Annotated in this window: 12 protein-coding genes; 9 read left to right on the forward strand and 3 right to left on the reverse strand. The window is 50.2% G+C overall.

Annotation, left to right across the window (positions count from 1 at the left end; all coding sequences use genetic code 11):
• Positions 1 to 16: 16 nt before the first annotated feature.
• On the reverse strand, positions 17 to 1,687 hold the full coding sequence (locus tag EDM58_RS05655) for a LytS/YhcK type 5TM receptor domain-containing protein (RefSeq protein WP_122912493.1): 1,671 nt from the start codon (positions 1,685 to 1,687) through the stop codon (positions 17 to 19).
• A gap of 259 nt (positions 1,688 to 1,946) precedes the next feature.
• Here EDM58_RS05655 and EDM58_RS05660 point away from each other — a divergent pair, with 259 nt between their 5' ends.
• The 8 genes from EDM58_RS05660 (at position 1,947) to EDM58_RS05695 (ending at position 11,837) form a co-directional block, all read left to right on the forward strand.
• Positions 1,947 to 3,260 (forward strand): MFS transporter, encoded by a 1,314-nt coding sequence (locus EDM58_RS05660; RefSeq protein WP_122912494.1) that lies wholly within the window; start codon positions 1,947 to 1,949, stop codon positions 3,258 to 3,260.
• A 223-nt stretch (positions 3,261 to 3,483) separates the two neighbouring features.
• Entirely contained in the window at positions 3,484 to 4,533 is a 1,050-nt protein-coding gene (locus EDM58_RS05665) for an LLM class flavin-dependent oxidoreductase (protein WP_023559139.1), read from the forward strand.
• 180 nt (positions 4,534 to 4,713) lie between these two features.
• The gene (locus EDM58_RS05670; protein WP_122912495.1) at positions 4,714 to 5,400 is read left to right on the forward strand and encodes a FadR/GntR family transcriptional regulator; all 687 of its coding nucleotides are present in this window, start codon (positions 4,714 to 4,716) and stop codon (positions 5,398 to 5,400) included.
• 40 nt (positions 5,401 to 5,440) lie between these two features.
• Positions 5,441 to 6,673 (forward strand): CynX/NimT family MFS transporter, encoded by a 1,233-nt coding sequence (locus EDM58_RS05675; protein WP_122912496.1) that lies wholly within the window; start codon positions 5,441 to 5,443, stop codon positions 6,671 to 6,673.
• 105 nt (positions 6,674 to 6,778) lie between these two features.
• Complete coding sequence (locus EDM58_RS05680; RefSeq protein WP_122912497.1) at positions 6,779 to 7,282, forward strand: SRPBCC family protein; 504 nt, start codon at positions 6,779 to 6,781, stop codon at positions 7,280 to 7,282.
• Positions 7,283 to 7,326: 44 nt separating this feature from the next.
• Positions 7,327 to 9,021 carry a methyl-accepting chemotaxis protein gene (locus EDM58_RS05685; protein ID WP_023559143.1) on the forward strand — a complete coding sequence of 565 codons (1,695 nt, stop codon included), beginning with the start codon at positions 7,327 to 7,329 and terminating at the stop codon, positions 9,019 to 9,021.
• A 132-nt stretch (positions 9,022 to 9,153) separates the two neighbouring features.
• On the forward strand, positions 9,154 to 9,495 hold the full coding sequence (locus EDM58_RS05690; protein ID WP_122912498.1) for a zinc ribbon domain-containing protein YjdM: 342 nt from the start codon (positions 9,154 to 9,156) through the stop codon (positions 9,493 to 9,495).
• Between the two features lie 140 nt (positions 9,496 to 9,635).
• Complete coding sequence (locus EDM58_RS05695) at positions 9,636 to 11,837, forward strand: DNA topoisomerase III (RefSeq protein WP_122912499.1); 2,202 nt, start codon at positions 9,636 to 9,638, stop codon at positions 11,835 to 11,837.
• A 60-nt stretch (positions 11,838 to 11,897) separates the two neighbouring features.
• Here EDM58_RS05695 and EDM58_RS05700 read toward each other — a convergent pair whose 3' ends face one another.
• Positions 11,898 to 13,820 (reverse strand): FUSC family protein, encoded by a 1,923-nt coding sequence (locus tag EDM58_RS05700; RefSeq protein WP_122912500.1) that lies wholly within the window; start codon positions 13,818 to 13,820, stop codon positions 11,898 to 11,900.
• A gap of 102 nt (positions 13,821 to 13,922) precedes the next feature.
• Here EDM58_RS05700 and EDM58_RS05705 point away from each other — a divergent pair, with 102 nt between their 5' ends.
• Entirely contained in the window at positions 13,923 to 14,600 is a 678-nt protein-coding gene (locus tag EDM58_RS05705) for a YdeI/OmpD-associated family protein (protein ID WP_183187431.1), read from the forward strand.
• Between the two features lie 68 nt (positions 14,601 to 14,668).
• On the opposite strand, the gene EDM58_RS05710 is transcribed toward EDM58_RS05705, so the two are convergent.
• Positions 14,669 to 16,417, reverse strand: coding sequence for a sulfatase family protein (locus EDM58_RS05710; protein ID WP_122912501.1), 1,749 nt, complete (start codon positions 16,415 to 16,417; stop codon positions 14,669 to 14,671).
• Between the last annotated feature and the right edge of the window lie 8 nt (positions 16,418 to 16,425).

Below are 16,425 nucleotides of genomic sequence, written 5' to 3' on the forward strand. Positions count from 1 at the left end.
GTGGGTTCACATCCTTTCAGGGTCCGTGGAGGGGGGCTTCGAATGTCACGAGGGTTCCCTTGCCTGACTTGCTTTCCAGATGAAGACCATACTCATTCCCATACACGGATTGCAGTCTCTGATGTACATTCGAAAGTCCGATTCCTTGAGACTGGCGATTCAGGACTTCAGCCAAACGCTCCTCGGACATGCCAATTCCATTGTCTTCAATGCTGATTTTCACGTTATGGCTGGAACGCGCCACTCGGATCGTCAGCAAGCAGTCACTGATTTTGGGGGATAGCCCGTGATGAATGGCGTTTTCAATAATCGGCTGTAAAGTCAGGATAGGCAATTTCACATGCAGCAAAGATTCATCAATCTCCATCAGAACAGTCAATCTGTTTGCGAATCTGACCTTCTCGATTTCCAAATAAGACTTGATGCCGTCCAGTTCTTCCTGCAGGCTGTGAAAATTCCCCTTGTTCCTCAGGTTTCGCCTGAAGATGTCGCTTAAATTGCCAAGCAAGCTCCTGGCTTGTTCGGGGTCGGTTCGGCAATAGGACATAATGGTGCTCAATGTGTTGAAAAGAAAATGCGGGTTAATTTGTGCTTGCAAGGCATTTAATTCTGCCTGTTGCCTCATTTTCGTATGATGCTCGATTTCAGCAAGCTCGATTTGAACCGAAAGCAGATTGGCCAAGCCGTCTGCCAATTTGAGATGAGTCTGGGACATTCTGAAGGACGAGCTTCGATAATAAAACTGCAAGCTTCCGATAATTTTATTTCGATGATACAAGGGCGCCCCGATCACTGACTGAAAAGGTAGATTTCGAGGAAATACAAGCTCCTTGTCTTGGTAAATCACATTTTGCTGTTGAAAAACGGCTTTCGCAACTTGTGCAGCAAGCGCTTCTCCTTGAAAAGGCTGTTCCAATTCTATTCCTTTCACGCATAGCAATTTCTCGCAATTCGTGATGGCAACGGCATCTACCGAGGTGATCTCACAAATGATATCAGCCGTTTTCTCAGCCGAGTCTTTATTTAAGCCTGTACGAAGGTGAGGCAGCGTACGACTGGCGATGGTAAGGGCGAGATTTGCGACAAGAGCGCCGGATTGGTCTTGCATCATTTTGAGATTCTGAAAAATAAGAGTGAAAATCGACAGCCCCAAAATGGTAATGATGGTCGTCGGTATGGCTATTTGCATTTCCAGTTCAAGGGCAGCTTCAAAAGGTTTGGCTACGAGAAATACCATGATCTTTTGGATTAATTCGGCTGTAATGCCCAAGAGAAGGATGTATTTCCATTTCATTTTTGAAAGATCATGCTTGGTCCCGACGATCCCGCCTAATAAACCGACCAATACGGTGGATGCCGCACATGCGAAAGCGGTGAAGCCGCCGATCTGATAGCGATGAATACCTCCGATGATCCCGGCAAGCGTTCCAACCACCGGGCCCCCGATCAGCCCGCCGACAAGAGACCCGACAATCCGTGTATTGGCGATTGCATCATTGATCCGAATGCCGTTTTCTGTACCGATGACCGACATGAAACCGAAAAGGGTCGAGAGAATCATGATGCGTTTCCAATTGTTTTTTCCATAAATGATGTTGCGAAAATAATTCAATTGCCCGATCAGCAGGGAAATCATGGCGATAACCGATATATTTCCGAAAAGTTGTACTAACATGTTGAAATTCATGGCATCCTCCTAACAGTAAGGGTAATCCCTGAGAACGAATAAATCAATGCAACTCAAATTCCAATACAGGCATTTCGGTTGCTGTTTTTGAACACTCAGCAGGAAGTAATAGATGCGTATCCGCACACCTCGTAAAATCAAAAGCATTGATAAAGCGATCTTGTGACGGGATGAAATGAAATCCCTTACAAAGTTTTGGACAAGCTTCTGAAGGAACGAATGATCGACCTTCTACAGGAATTCAAAAGGAGGATGAACTATGAGTCAGTCCAATGATCGAGCACAGACACGACGCATCACGGCAAACATCTTTAAAGGTTCGGTTGGAAACCTGATCGAATGGTATGATTGGTACGTATATGCAGCATTTGCCGTGTATTTTTCGTCTGAATTCTTTCCCGCGGGAGACCCGACGAGTCAACTGCTGAATACAGCAGCAGTCTTCGCTGTCGGTTTCCTGATGCGTCCGATCGGGAGTTTGCTGCTCGGACGTTACGCCGATCGCCACGGCCGTCGCGCTGCCTTGACACTTTCTATCACCATCATGGCAGGTGGTTCTTTGATCATCGCCTGTACACCAGGGTATGAGACGATTGGAATCATGGCTCCGATCATCCTGGTTGTTGCGCGACTGCTTCAAGGGCTGTCACTCGGGGGAGAATACGGCACCTCTGCGACCTACCTGTCCGAGATGGCCAGCAGCGGCCGCCGCGGCTTCTACTCCAGCTTCCAGTACGTGACACTGGTTGGAGGGCAACTGACAGCACTTGGCGTTCAGATCGTTCTTCAACAAGTACTCACTGATGCAGATATGAAGACATGGGGATGGCGCATTCCTTTTGTGATCGGTGCATTAGGTGCCCTGGCAGTATTGTGGCTGCGCCGTTCGATGGATGAATCCGAGCAATTTTCAAAAATGGGATCTGAAAGCCGGTCTAACGCCGGAACAATCCGCGCATTAATGAAGCATCCCAAGGCAGTGCTGACCGTAGTGGGTCTGACGCTCGGCGGAACTGTTGCTTTCTATACGTACACAACCTATATGCAGAAGTTCATGGTGAATACAGTGGGCCTCCCCAAGGGAGTTGTGAGCTGGATCAACTTTGTCGCCCTCTTGGTGTTCGTTGTCCTTCAACCGCTTGCCGGTGCGCTTTCTGACCGGATTGGACGGCGCCCGCTGCTGATGTTTTTTGGTGTCTTCGGAACGTTGCTGACTGTGCCGCTGTTCTTGTTCATGGAGAATACACAGAGCCCGATCGGCGCATTCTTGCTCATGATGGTCGGTCTCATCATTGTCACGGGCTACACTTCGATTAATGCAATCGTGAAGGCCGAGCTCTTCCCGACAGAAATCCGCGCGCTTGGCGTTGGTTTCCCTTACGGAGTCACAGTGGCCGTGTTCGGTGGTACGGCAGAGTTTATCGCGTTATGGTGCAAGAGCATTGGCGTCGAATCTATGTTCTACTACTATGTCGCTGCTTGTATCGCCGTGAGTCTCATCGTGTACTGGCGCATGGGTGAGTCTTCGAAGGACTCTTACATCGAAGCAGAGCTTGACCAGAGCAAACGATAGCATCCTTTATGAAAAACAGATCCGTAAGGCGATCCAACCTTGGCAGTCTGCCAGGGAAGGGTCGCCTGTTTTTTGTGTGAATGCTGGGATCGAAACGAGTTCCTTGCGATAAAAACTTGAAATCGGCAGGAAAAAGTCTCAAAATAGAGATATTGCTTTTTGATATAAATGATTTTGCCGTAACGGGGATGATAATAAGACAGTTGAGAAGGGGGATTCGTCAGTGGAAATAGGAATTAGTACGTTTGTAGAGACTACACCGGATGTCAAAACGGGTGAGGTGATCAGTCATGCCCAGCGTTTGCGCGAGGTGGTCGAGGAAATCGTATTGGCTGATCAGGTAGGATTGGATGTCTTCGGGGTAGGTGAGCATCATCGCAAGGATTATGCGGCATCTTCTCCTGCGGTTGTGCTTGCTGCCGCCGCCCCGCAGACCAAACGGATCCGGCTGACAAGCGCGGTTACCGTGTTGTCCTCCGCTGACCCGGTGCGCGTATTCCAGGATTTTGCTACACTGGACGCCCTATCGAATGGACGAGCCGAGATCATGGCGGGCAGAGGTTCCTTTATCGAGTCCTTCCCCCTGTTTGGGTATGATCTGCAGGATTACGACGAATTGTTCGATGAGAAGCTGGAGCTATTGTTGAAGATACGCGAATCGGAAAAGGTAACCTGGAGAGGAGGGCACCGGCCAGCGATTCACAACCTGGGGGTATACCCCAGACCGGTGCAAAACCCGCTGCCTGTTTGGATTGGCAGCGGTGGAACGCCTCAGTCTGCCATACGAGCGGGAGTGCTTGGGCTGCCGCTCGTTCTCGCCATTATTGGCGGCCGTCCAACTCAGTTCGCACCGATCGTAGAGCTGTATAAAAGAGCCGCGGCACAGGCAGGTCATGATCCTTCCAAGCTGATGGTCGCCTCGCATTCGCACGGTTATGTCGCAGAGGATACCCTGAAGGCAGCGGACGAGTTTTTCCCTTCCACGCAGCAAGCCATGAACGTGCTGGGACGGGAGCGTGGCTGGGGGCATTACGATCGATCCAGCTTTGATGCCGCTCGCAGCTTTGAAGGAGCGCTGTATGTAGGCGACCCGGAAACAGTAGCCGACAAGATCATCCACCTGCGAAAAAAGGTGGGCATCACACGTTTCATGCTTCATGTCCCCGTTGGCTCGATGCCCCATGATCTGGTCATGAAGGCGATTCATTTGCTGGGGACAGAAGTGGCGCCGCGGGTGCGCGAGGAAGTCTCCAAGTGGGAAGCGACACTCTGACCGAAGAAGGCAAGGACAAAAGCAATGCCCCGGAAGAAGAGCCTTTGTTGCGAAGCGCCTCTCTTTCGGGGCATTTTTGCGAAAGTGTTTGAAGTGTCGACGAGCATTGACAGATTTGTTTTTTGTTCCTTATACTAGCCATACAGTTAAACATCCGATGTTTGGGGGTGTTCCGTTCCCGTGCTGCAAAAAACAAATCGAACAACGCTGGTCGAACAAGTTGCCCTTCAAATTCAAGCCTTGATTGAATCGGGCAAGTGGCCAGTCGGATCTCGGATTCCGGCTGAGCCTGAGCTGGTTGCTGAACTTGGCGTCAGTCGAAATACCGTTCGCGAGGCTGTACGAGCCCTGGTCCACGCCGGGCTGCTGGTTCCCAAACAAGGAGATGGAACGTATGTAAGCTCCGCCAGTATTCTGGGCGTGGTTCTCCAACGGCGTATAAGAAAGTCAAGTCTGATGGAAACCATGGAAGTGCGGTATGCCCTCGAGCAGGAAGCAGCTCGATTGGCTGCCATCCGTCGAACACAAGAAGATGTAGATGCGATGCTGCACTATATGGATATTTGCAATAAAGCCGCCGAAGCGAAAGATATCAAGACGTATGTAGAGGCAGACATTGCTTTGCACCAGGCCATTGTAGGTGCGACGCAAAACAGCCTGTTCATCGAATTGTACGAGCATATGACAGAGGCTTTGCAAGAATCGGTCAATCATCTCACGGAAATGAAGAGCCACTCGGATTGCCACCAGCAAGCGCATCGAGATCTGGTAAAAGCCATTGTCCAACAAGATCCCGTGAAAGCCACAGAGGCTGTTCAGCGCTATATGGATTACTTTCGAGAAGAGCAGAAAGAGCAATGTGAGTAGGAAAGGAAGAGACACAAGGTCATAATACGAGGAGCCGATCATGAGTACACCGAATCCCATAGAAAGAAATCAACCGTCTTCCCAATCCAGCGCCACCTTTACGCCTTGGGCACTTATACTCGGTATTGTTTTTATCGCGGCCATTCTTCGGGCTCCCCTTACTTCTGTAGGTCCGCTCGTCGGGTCGATTCGGGATCAATTGCATATCTCGAATACCGTAGCCGGAATGATCACTGCTTTGCCGTTATTTTGCTTCGCGTTGTTTTCTCCCTTTGCACCGAAGCTGGCGCGGCGATACAAGGTAGAACCGGTTCTGCTTGTTTCAATTGTCCTGCTCTGCGTGGGAATTCTCCTGCGTTCGCTTTCGGGAACAGCCACTTTGTTTATCGGTACTGCGCTGATTGGATTGGCTATCGCTACCGGAAACGTTTTGTTGCCGAGTCTGATTAAAAGGGAGTTTCCCGAGCGAATCGGCATGATGACCGGAATCTACTCCATGTCGATGAATCTGTGTGGAGCCGTTGCTTCCGGAATCAGCATTCCGATAGCAGTAGATCTGGGCCTGGGCTGGCAGGGCGCGCTCGGGATCTGGGGTGTTTTGAGCCTGATTGCCATCTTTACCTGGCTGCCGCAGATAAAAGGCCGCCGTCAGCAAATTGCCGCAAGCAATCAACAAATCTCAAACGAAAAAATTAACTTGTGGCGTTCGCCGCTTGCCTGGCAAGTAACCATGTTTATGGGGCTGCAATCTTTGATCTTTTATGTCCTGATCACTTGGCTGCCCGAAATCCTCCTGCAACAGGGGATCGACAAAAGCCACTCGGGCTGGATGCTCTCGATGATGCAGCTATCCTTGCTGCCGTTTACCTTCCTCGTACCTGTCATTGCGGGGAGAATGCAGAGTCAACGACCGCTCGTGTATGTTACGACCCTTTTGCTGCTAGGCGGGACATTTGGTCTTCTTTTTGGCAGCATTGAATGGATTTTGTTGTGGATCATGATGCTGGGGATAGGAGCGGGTTTTGCTTTTAGCCTGGCGATGATGTTTTTTACCTTGCGTACACGTACGGCACAACAAGCGGCGGAATTGTCGGGTATGGCTCAATCAGTCGGCTATCTTCTGGCAGCCATCGGCCCGACCCTTTTCGGTTATCTGCATGATGTGACCGATAGCTGGACGCCTCCGCTTCTGATCCTCCTTGCTGCCTCTATCCTGATTTTCATTTTTGGGTTTGGTTCAGCAGGCAATCGATTTGTGGATTCCCGAAAATAAACACCGGACTCGATCAGCCAGCTTGGCATACATGCCAGGTTTGCTGATTTGCCTTGTTTGGATAAGCAAGGGAGGTGGAAGAATAACTGGTAGAGGAGGGGTACAATGTTGGCAGATCTGCAAAAAGGCGAATACGGCTATATAGCCCGTATGGAACGCCATCTCAAACACCCTGTAGAACAGGTGTGGTCCACGTTGACGGAAAACGATAAGCTGGCGCAATGGTTTCCTGAGTTGCGAGTGAAAGATCTGCGGGAAGGGGGGACCATGATATTCGACATGCAGAATGGTACGTTCGAGGAAATGGTGATCAGCGACTGCAAAGAGCTGGCAGTTTTGGAATATGAATGGGGCGAGGATCGCGTGCGCTTTGAATTGGCGCCAGATTCAGCTGCCGAATGCCGGTTGATTTTCCTTGAGAGGATCAAGAATATCACGGACCATACCCCCAAAGACCTCGCTGGCTGGCATGTATGTCTGGATGTCATCGAAGCGCAACTGGATGGGAGGACGCTGGAATCCCGTAAGCAAGAGTGGGAAAAGTGGTACGAATCCTATAAAAAGCTTACGAGAGAGATTCTTGAAAGCGGGTCGCATGGTCCTTCTTGAAGGAATTGGCATCATATTACTATTGACTTGAAGAGGTGTATTTCATGAAGTTGACGATTGGCAAAAAGCTGGTAGGGTCTTTTTTAGGGATTGCCCTGCTGTTGGTACTGACAGGCCTGATCTCGAGTTATTATCTGCAGGAAATTAACCACTCCGGTACAGATTTGATCGGCAGACGGGCATTGATATTGTCGAATGTGCAAAAGATTCAAGCAGAGGTGGCTAAGGAAAGCAACAGTCTGAGCGGGTATATACTGACACGGGATCGAGATTTTTTAGATGATATAAAGGTCTCGAACGAAAATGTGACCCGATTAACGACCGAAACGATTTCTATAGCGAAATTGGGTGGATTTGGCGAGCAATTACAACGTCTGGAAGGGTTGAACCAGGAATTTAAAGAGAAATATGAGCATGTGCTGGGGATGGTTCAGAGCAATCAATCTTTTGATGCGATCAGATACTATTTTAGGAGCGAGGTTTTGGCGCTGGGAATCGAGATGGACGAGATTGCAGAAGGCCTCGCCAATGAACAGCTTGCATCAATGACGGAAGAGAGCCAAAAGAATTCCGAGTTGACGCAAAATGCGATAACGAATGTCGCAGTTCTCAGCATCTTCGCTGTTGTTTTGTCGGTGTTGATCGGCATATTCAGCTCGCGAATGATCTCCAAACCTATCGTGGCGATCGCAGCAGCAGCAGAACGAATTGCGCAGGGTGATTTAACAACAGAGAATCTTCAGATCAAGAATCGGGACGAGGTCGGCGTTCTTGCCAGTTCATTTAATCAAATGAAGGAAAATTTGCGCACCTTGGTTGTAGAAATCCATGCCAGTGCAGAGCACGTAGCGGCTTCCTCTGAAGAATTGATGGCAAGTGCGGAGCAATCCAGTCAAGCGACGGAAATGATCACGCAAACCATCCAGGAAGTTACCGCGAGTGCCACCATGCAATCCAAAAATGTATATGAAAGCGTCTCGGCTATCAATGAGATGTCGTCCGGTATCCAGCAAATTGCCTCCAGCGCCCAAGTGACATCTGAATTGTCGGTGGAAACGTCCCACAAGGCATTGGAAGGAAATCAGGCGATCATCACCACCGTGCAGCAAATGGATGCTCTTCACCAGACGATGGATCATTTAGCAAAGGCCGTCATGGAAATGGAAGGTCATTCGCAGGAAATCGGACATATCGTGGAAGTGATTTCAGAGATCGCAGCACAAACGAACCTTTTGGCTCTTAATGCAGCGATCGAGGCAGCCAGGGCTGGTGAGCAGGGACGCGGGTTTGCTGTGGTTGCGGATGAAGTTCGTAAACTGGCTGAACAATCTGCTCAGTCAACTGGACAAATTGCAAACCTGGTCGGAACCATTAAAAACCATACACGTACCGTGGTAGAGTCAATGGAGGTAGGAGTCAAGGAAGTCGATGAGGGTATCCGAGTCGTCCACACAGCAGGAGCATTGTTTGAGGAAATCAAACAAAACATCGACAAGGTCTCGAACCAGGTACAGGAAATATCTGCAGCGTCGGAACAGATGTCTTCCAGTACCACGCAAGTCGTGCATTCGATTGAAGAGATTTCACAGGGCTCCAAAACCGTTGCCTCCGAATCAGAAAATGCATCTGCTTCTGCCGAAGAACAGTTGGCATCGATAGAGGAGATTACCTCTTCCACTGCTTCTTTGTCCAAAATGGCGGAAGAACTGCAAAGTCTGGTGGGTAGATTCAAAGTGTAGGGTTATTGGATGATGTGAATAACTAACCGATGGTTACGATTGCGTTTCAGGGAAGAGGGCAGAAGTGGGCATGTTTTGGTATAATGGAAGATCGTTGAAGCAATACAAATAACCTTAGGAGAATAAAATACCATGACTACTTTTCCGAATTGCCCAAAATGCAATTCCGCCTATACCTATGAAGACGGCAATCATCTGGTCTGCCCTGAATGTGCCCATGAATGGATGGCAGGCTCCGAAATGGCGAGCAGCGAAGATGAGAGGGTTGTAAAGGATGCGCACGGCAACATCCTGCAAGACGGAGATAGTGTAACGGTTATCAAGGATCTGAAAGTGAAGGGCAGCTCCTCCGTCCTGAAGATCGGAACGAGAGTGAAAAATATTCGTCTCGTGGATGGCGACCATAATATCGATTGCAAAATTGATGGCTTTGGCGCGATGCAGCTAAAATCTGAATTTGTGAAGAAGATATAGGAAGGAACCATATCGATTGTTGACTGATCCCCTGGGTAAAAGGGGGTCTTTTGTTTTCGAACAATTAACAGCCCCCCTCGGATTGTTTTTTGGTTAGAATGGAAGGATGATAAGCGAGTTGGTTGGAAAGGGTGTCATAGATGAGCAAAACACTAGTACTGGCTGAGAAGCCCTCCGTTGGTCGGGACATCGCCAGGGTCTTGCAGTGTTCCAAAAAAGGAAACGGTTATTTTGAGGGAAACCAATATATCGTCACATGGGCTTTGGGACATCTCGTCACATTGGCTGATCCGGAAGTATACGGACAGCAGTACAGTTCATGGAGAATCGAGGATTTGCCGATCATGCCGTCCCCGTTGCGGCTGGTGATCATCAAGGAAAGCAATAAGCAGTTTCATGCAGTGAAACAACAAATGAAGCGAAACGACGTAAAAGAGATCGTCATTGCGACCGATGCAGGCCGCGAGGGAGAGCTTGTCGCTCGCTGGATCATCGAGATGGCGCACGTGAACAAGCCGATCAAGCGTCTGTGGATTTCTTCCGTGACCGATAAAGCGATCCGCGACGGGTTTCGCAATCTGAAGGACGGCAAGGCGTACGACAATCTGTATGCTTCCGCCGCAGCTCGTGCAGAGGCAGACTGGCTGGTCGGAATTAATGCTACACGGGCTTTGACCTGCAAGCATAACGCGCAGCTTTCCTGCGGCCGTGTCCAGACTCCGACACTGGCGATTGTCGCCAAAAGAGAGGAAGAGATCCGTCAATTTACCCCGAAGCCGTATTACGGATTGACCGCAGTGGCACAGGGACCGATTCAGCTTCAATGGCAGGACCCGGAGACGAAGGACGTCAAATCCTTTTCCAAGGAGAAAATGGATCGACTGCTGGCGTCGCTCAAACAAGAGCAGAGCGCAGAGGTGATCGAGGTCACCAAAGCACACAAGAAAACCTTCGCCCCGCAGCTGTATGACCTGACCGAGCTGCAGCGGGACGCCAACCGGATCTTCGGCTTTTCGGCAAAAGAGACCTTGTCGATCATGCAAGGGCTCTACGAGCATCACAAGGTTGTGACATACCCGCGGACGGACTCGCGGTATCTCTCGGCAGACATCGTAGATACCCTGCCAGATCGGGTCAAGGCTGTGCAGATGAAGCCATATGCGCCGCTCGCCGCCAAGGTGCTGCGCGCGCCGATCAAAGCCAACAAATCCTTCGTGGACGACAGCAAGGTATCGGATCACCATGCGATCATCCCGACCGAGCAATCCGTTCTGCTCAGTGATTTGAGCGATAGGGAGCGCAAAATTTTCGATCTCGTGGTAAAACGCTTTTTGGCGGTTTTGTTCCCTGCCTTCGAATACGAGCAAACCACGATCCAGGCGAAAATAGGCAGTGAGCGGTTTATCGCCAGGGGGAAAATCGTTCTTGCCCAAGGCTGGCGGGAAGTCTATGACTACGACGTCGAGGACGAGGACAGCAAAAGCGGCGTATCGGAGCAGACTTTGCCGAAAATCGAAAAAGGAGACCGCCTGCGCCTCCAGTCTGTATCGCAGACCAAGGGCGAGACGAAGCCGCCGGAGCCTTTCACAGAAGCCACGCTGTTGAGCGCGATGGAAAATCCCGCGAGATACATGGCGAACGAGAGTAAAGAATTGATCAAAACGATTGGTGAGACAGGCGGACTGGGTACTGTAGCGACTCGCGCCGACGTCATCGAGAAGCTTTTTAACAGCTTCCTCTTTGAAAAGCGCGGAAAGCACATCTTCGTTACAGCAAAAGGAAAGCAGCTTCTGGAGCTTGTCCCCGATGACTTGCAATCGCCAACGCTGACCGCCCAGTGGGAGCAGAAGCTCGGCGCCATCGCCAAAGGGAGCCTGAACAAGCAAGCGTTTATCAGCGACATCAAAACCTACGCGAAAACGGTCGTGCAGCAGATCAAAAACAGTGAAAAGACCTTTCGCCATGACAATCTGACCAGAAGCAAGTGCCCGGAATGCGGCAAGCATTTGCTGGAGGTAAACGGAAAGCGGGGCAAAATGCTGGTATGCCAGGACCGGGAGTGTGGCTACCGCAAAAACATTGCCAAGCAGACGAATGCCAGATGTCCAAAATGCCACAAAAGGCTGGAGCTGCAAGGTCAGGGTGAGGGCCAAACCTTCGTTTGCGTTTGTGGACATAGAGAGAAGCTGACCACCTTCCAGGAGCGAAGAGAGAAGGAAAAAGGGAGCAAAATATCCAAAAAAGAGGTTGCAAAATTCCTGAAGTCCCAGGAGAAGGATGTGGACGAAGGGATCAACACGGCGTTGAAGGATGCGTTGTCGAAGTTAAAATTTGATGAATAGAATGGGCAAGATTCAATTGAGCAGCCACTCCAACATGCGGAGTGGCTTTTTGCTTGCCGATTAGGAGATGCGAACCTTGCCGATAGCCTGAAGAGCTTCCTGCAGATCCTCAAGCTCTTTGGTGATTTTTGAAAATCCTGCGATCTCGGGGATGTGCTTTTTGGCTGGGGCTCGCTCTTGTTCGGCGGCTTTTGCCATTGTTTCAAACACAAGCAGGAATTGGGACATGATTTCATCCGAAAGCATCGGCCGGTTCGGGTATTTCATGCTGGATTCAAGCAGATACGCCAGCTGTTCAATGGAGAACATGGCTGGCCACAGACGTTCCAGTGCATGTTTGTTGCTGGGGATCTCCCCCAAAGCTGTGGTGTAGACGATTTTTAAATTGGTTACATTGGTTTGCAGCTTGCTTCGCTCCATCGATCCATGATGTCCTGCCTCTCGCTCGGAAAACAGGGCGAACAGCAGGTGTTGTTCACTTCGAATTGTTTTTGCCATGAAATGGGGAAGCCAGTTGGAAGCTTGTCGCGAGCCTACCAGCAAGGTTCCGATCAGGCCGATCGTGACGCCTGTCACGACGTCGATGATCCTCGCTGTGGCAAAATAGCCAAAGCTGTGCAGAGGAGAGGTGCTTTCTGCCATCAGCAGGGAATTGGATGTGATAAATAGCGCCGCGATCCCGTAGTTAAAGACAATCGCAAGCTCTGTAAGTGCGGTAAACAGGAGGATAGCGATGACGATCACGATCCCCTCAGGCTTCACCCAAAGGATCAGGGTAGCAATGATGACCCCTATGATCGTACCGATTGAACGCTGAATCGCACGGTGAAAGGTAGCCACGATCGTAGAACCTGACATCACAGCCGCACAGGATAAAGGAACCCAATAAGAGTGATGAAAATGAAAGGAATTGGCTATGAAAGCAGCTACGGAGAGGACTACCCCATATTTGACAGCGGTAAAGAATACAATGGAGTTTTTATCAAAGGCTCCCATTACAGTCGTCCAGGGAGATGGCTTGGAAAGGGGGATTGCACGATCGATCCGGGAAATAGGCTCCTTTACCAAGTCATGAGCATGATCGACCAAGGAAATCAACCGCTCGATGCCTTTGTCCGCCGGTTTGGGCCAGCGGGCTTTGCTCGCGTGGCGGCATTTTTTCGGATCAATCGAAGTGGCGATCAGTCGGACCGCAGCCCCGATTTCCGGCGGAAGCCGATCGCTGCTCTCCTCCCCATGCTCAAGAACTTCCAAGAATATCGTATTGGCCTGCTCATGTAAAAGCAGCAGCCTTTTATAATGATCGGAGCTGCGCCAGGATAGATGCCCGGCGAGAAGCGCATCATCGGCTGTTTTCAGCGCGGACATCAGTTTTTGCCTCGCTTCGTGAAATTGTTTTGTCCCAACTGCATCCAAAAAACCGGCAAGCAAGGTGTAGGCTTTCTGTACAGCGATGGTTTCAGGACCATGGGGATTGAAAAACCAACCCATCATGCCTAGAAGCCAGGCTAACGCGCCTCCTAAAAAAACAAGCCCTGCACGCAAGGGAGCGAGCGACGGGTCGATTGGCATTCCAGTAGACATCAAAAATCCCAAAACAAAAAATATCGCAGAGGGTCCCGGGATTTTGAAAGCGCCGAAGATGAATACCGCAATCATTCCAATCAAACCAACAGCAATTGCTGCCGCAAACGGGAGGGGAGCAAGCAAAGTCCCCAAGCCAACGGAGAAGGACATTCCCAGAAGGCAAAAGAAAAGCTTTTTGGCTCTATGGGCATACGGCACATTGAACGTGTAGAGGTAGGTGAAGCTTCCGATTCCCGCAATCAATCCATACGGCAAATTTCCGAGCAGCAATCCCACCAGGACTGGCAATCCAGCGCATACTCCCGCACTGATGGCTTTTTCCCAAGGGAGAGGGCTTTTCTTGATGGCAAACGCCTGCATGACTGTCGTGCTGAACATTCCGTTCTTTTTTTGCATTTCCTGGTCGCCTTTCTAGCTCGTCGAGTTCGAGGTAAAATAGTAACGTTACTATTCCTCTTTTTCCAATTCCCAATACTTGGGGTGAAAGGAGCAAGCCCAGTGAACTCTTCGAAAGGCATCATTGAGAAATTAAGCCTTGCCAAGTACCCAACCAAAGCCATCCTTCATATCCCGGAAGATATCCATGAATTTGCGGGAATGGACTTTGATACAACCTTGCAAAAAGAGCAATACGATTTGATTTTCATCTTTGTCTTTCATTTGGAGGACCTCAAGAAGCATGTGCAGGAAGTGATTGAGAAGCAATACCTGGCCGATAAAGGGTACCTCTACTTCGCTTACCCGAAAAAGAACAATCCTCAGTATACGGAGTACATCGACCGGGACAGCATCTTTCCGGCCATGTCAGTGGATGACGAGGGGTTCGTGGAAGGAAGCCGCATCAAGTTTGCCAGAATGGTGAGTTTTAATGAAGTGTTTACCGTGATCGGATTAAAGGCAGAGCCAGCCAAAGCCAAAAAAGCGGCAAACCCGCCAAAAAGCCAGTCTGTGAATGATTACATTGAGCATGTCGAGGACATCAAGAAATATTTGAGCGATAAAAAAGAATTGTTGAGGATCTACAACGAACTGACCTTTGGCTATCAAAAAGACTGGGCGCGTTATGTCTACAGTGCGAAAAAAGCAGAGACCCAGGAAAAACGTTTGGCAGAGATGGAGACAGTCTTGGCGGAAGGCTATAAAACGATCGAGCTGTATAAAAGAGCGAAAAGGTAAAGACACAGCATACGCTAAGAAAACCACTCCCAGAAAAGGAGTGGTTTTTTGTTGGCACAAAGTAAAAGTCATTCCTCCAGACCTGCTTGCACCGGATACAGTCGCTTTAGCTTCCGCTGTTCCTCCAGCAGATGCATCATCCAGTCCAGAACTTCAAAAGTATCGGTTGTAGCGTAAGCGGGATGGGCGAGGTTGCGGGTTTCCAGTGGATCATCGGTGATATTGTACAGCTCGAATTCGTCTGGTACGGGCTGTGTTCGATCCTGCGCCACCCAACAGATCTCCTCCTCGCTCCGGCCACCTTTCATCGGGACGAATGCTTCATCCTGCACACCTGGCTGGCTCCAGAATTGGGGGTTGTCAAAGTAGCGGGAGAACTTCCACAGTTCCTGTCTGCCCTCTCGGTGCAGGGCTGCGATGACGGTTTCGACATGGTTGGGCTGGATGACTGCGGGATACGGCTGTCCCAGAGGGTTGATTTGATGCTGGCCGCGAGTCACATCGTCATCGCTCATAAAATAAATGGGTTCTTCGGCTATGTCCGCCGCGTCGTTGCCCAGAATGACAGGCGCCAGATCACGCCCCACGAAAGGATGGACCTCGGTAAAGGTGCTCTGTAATTGATTCTGGAGCGAGGGGATATCTGCTTGGGCAAGTCCGAGCATGGTGGGCAACAGGTCCACATGGCTGGTCAGGGTGAGGACGTCATGATGCCGGGAAAAGAGTCGAGGGTTATGGATGATCAATGGCACATGGAGCATTTCTTCGTAGGCACAGTACCATTTTTGGTGGAGGCCTCCATGTGCCCCGAGCAGATCGCCGTGGTCAGAGGTAAACAAGACGATTGTATTTTCATAAAAGGAAGAGCGAATCAGGGCTTGCAGCACCTTCCATATTTCCTGATCGGCGTTTTTTTGCAATTGATAGTAAAGCTTGCGATAAAACGCCTGATCGAAAATCGGCTGCAGGGCCCGCGGATAAATATCGCGATAGCTGGCTTGGCAGCGAGGTTTGATATGCAAGGATTCGTCAAAAGTTGGCGGAGGAGGGACATCGGGCATCGGCTCCACCTCGAAGCGAAATACAGGGAGATGTGCCGTAATCGCGCCATACAGAACGATATCATGAGGATTTACAAAAGATGCAACGACAAGCCAGGGCAATGCATCGGGGTCCTGGTATTTCTGCCTATCGAGCGCTTCGATCAGCTCCACGACTTCAGCAGCGAAGACGACATCCCGCCCGCTTAGGCCAATGGCTGCGGAGGAACCGGAATTGCGCGGGTTTTTTCCATGCGGTTCCGGGCCGACCCATCCGGAAAATCCGTAGCCCTCCAATCGATTCGCTCGCAGATACAACTCCACCTTTTCTCTGTCCGGTACGCCGGTGACAGGATCGTAGCTCGGTACGCTGGCATGTGTACCGGGTACGATCACATCTTCATAGGAGAAATGCCATTTGCCTTTATAGTAGGTCTGGTATCCGGCAGCTCGAAAATAGTCGCCCATCGTAGGAACGGTGTTCCGATCCAGCCAAAACATATCGGAGTCGAACGGACCTTTTGCAACTCCAGTCGTCTGAGTAACACCGTGCAAGGAAGGATATTGTCCTGTGAAAAGGGTGGCGCGACTTGGGCAGCAGGCTGCGCTCCCGATATAGTGCCGATGGAATTCCAACCCGTGAGAGCGCAAAAGCTGCAGGGCCTTACGATTTTTTTTGTTCCACTCGCGTACTTCCAAGCTTTCATAGACAGGAGGGTACCGTTCCTCGTCTACGAGAATCACGAGAAAATTAGGCTGCACATCAGGTTTCGACATGATCACAC

It is taken from the genome of Brevibacillus panacihumi (genome assembly GCF_003710985.1).
Taxonomy (GTDB): domain Bacteria; phylum Bacillota; class Bacilli; order Brevibacillales; family Brevibacillaceae; genus Brevibacillus; species Brevibacillus panacihumi.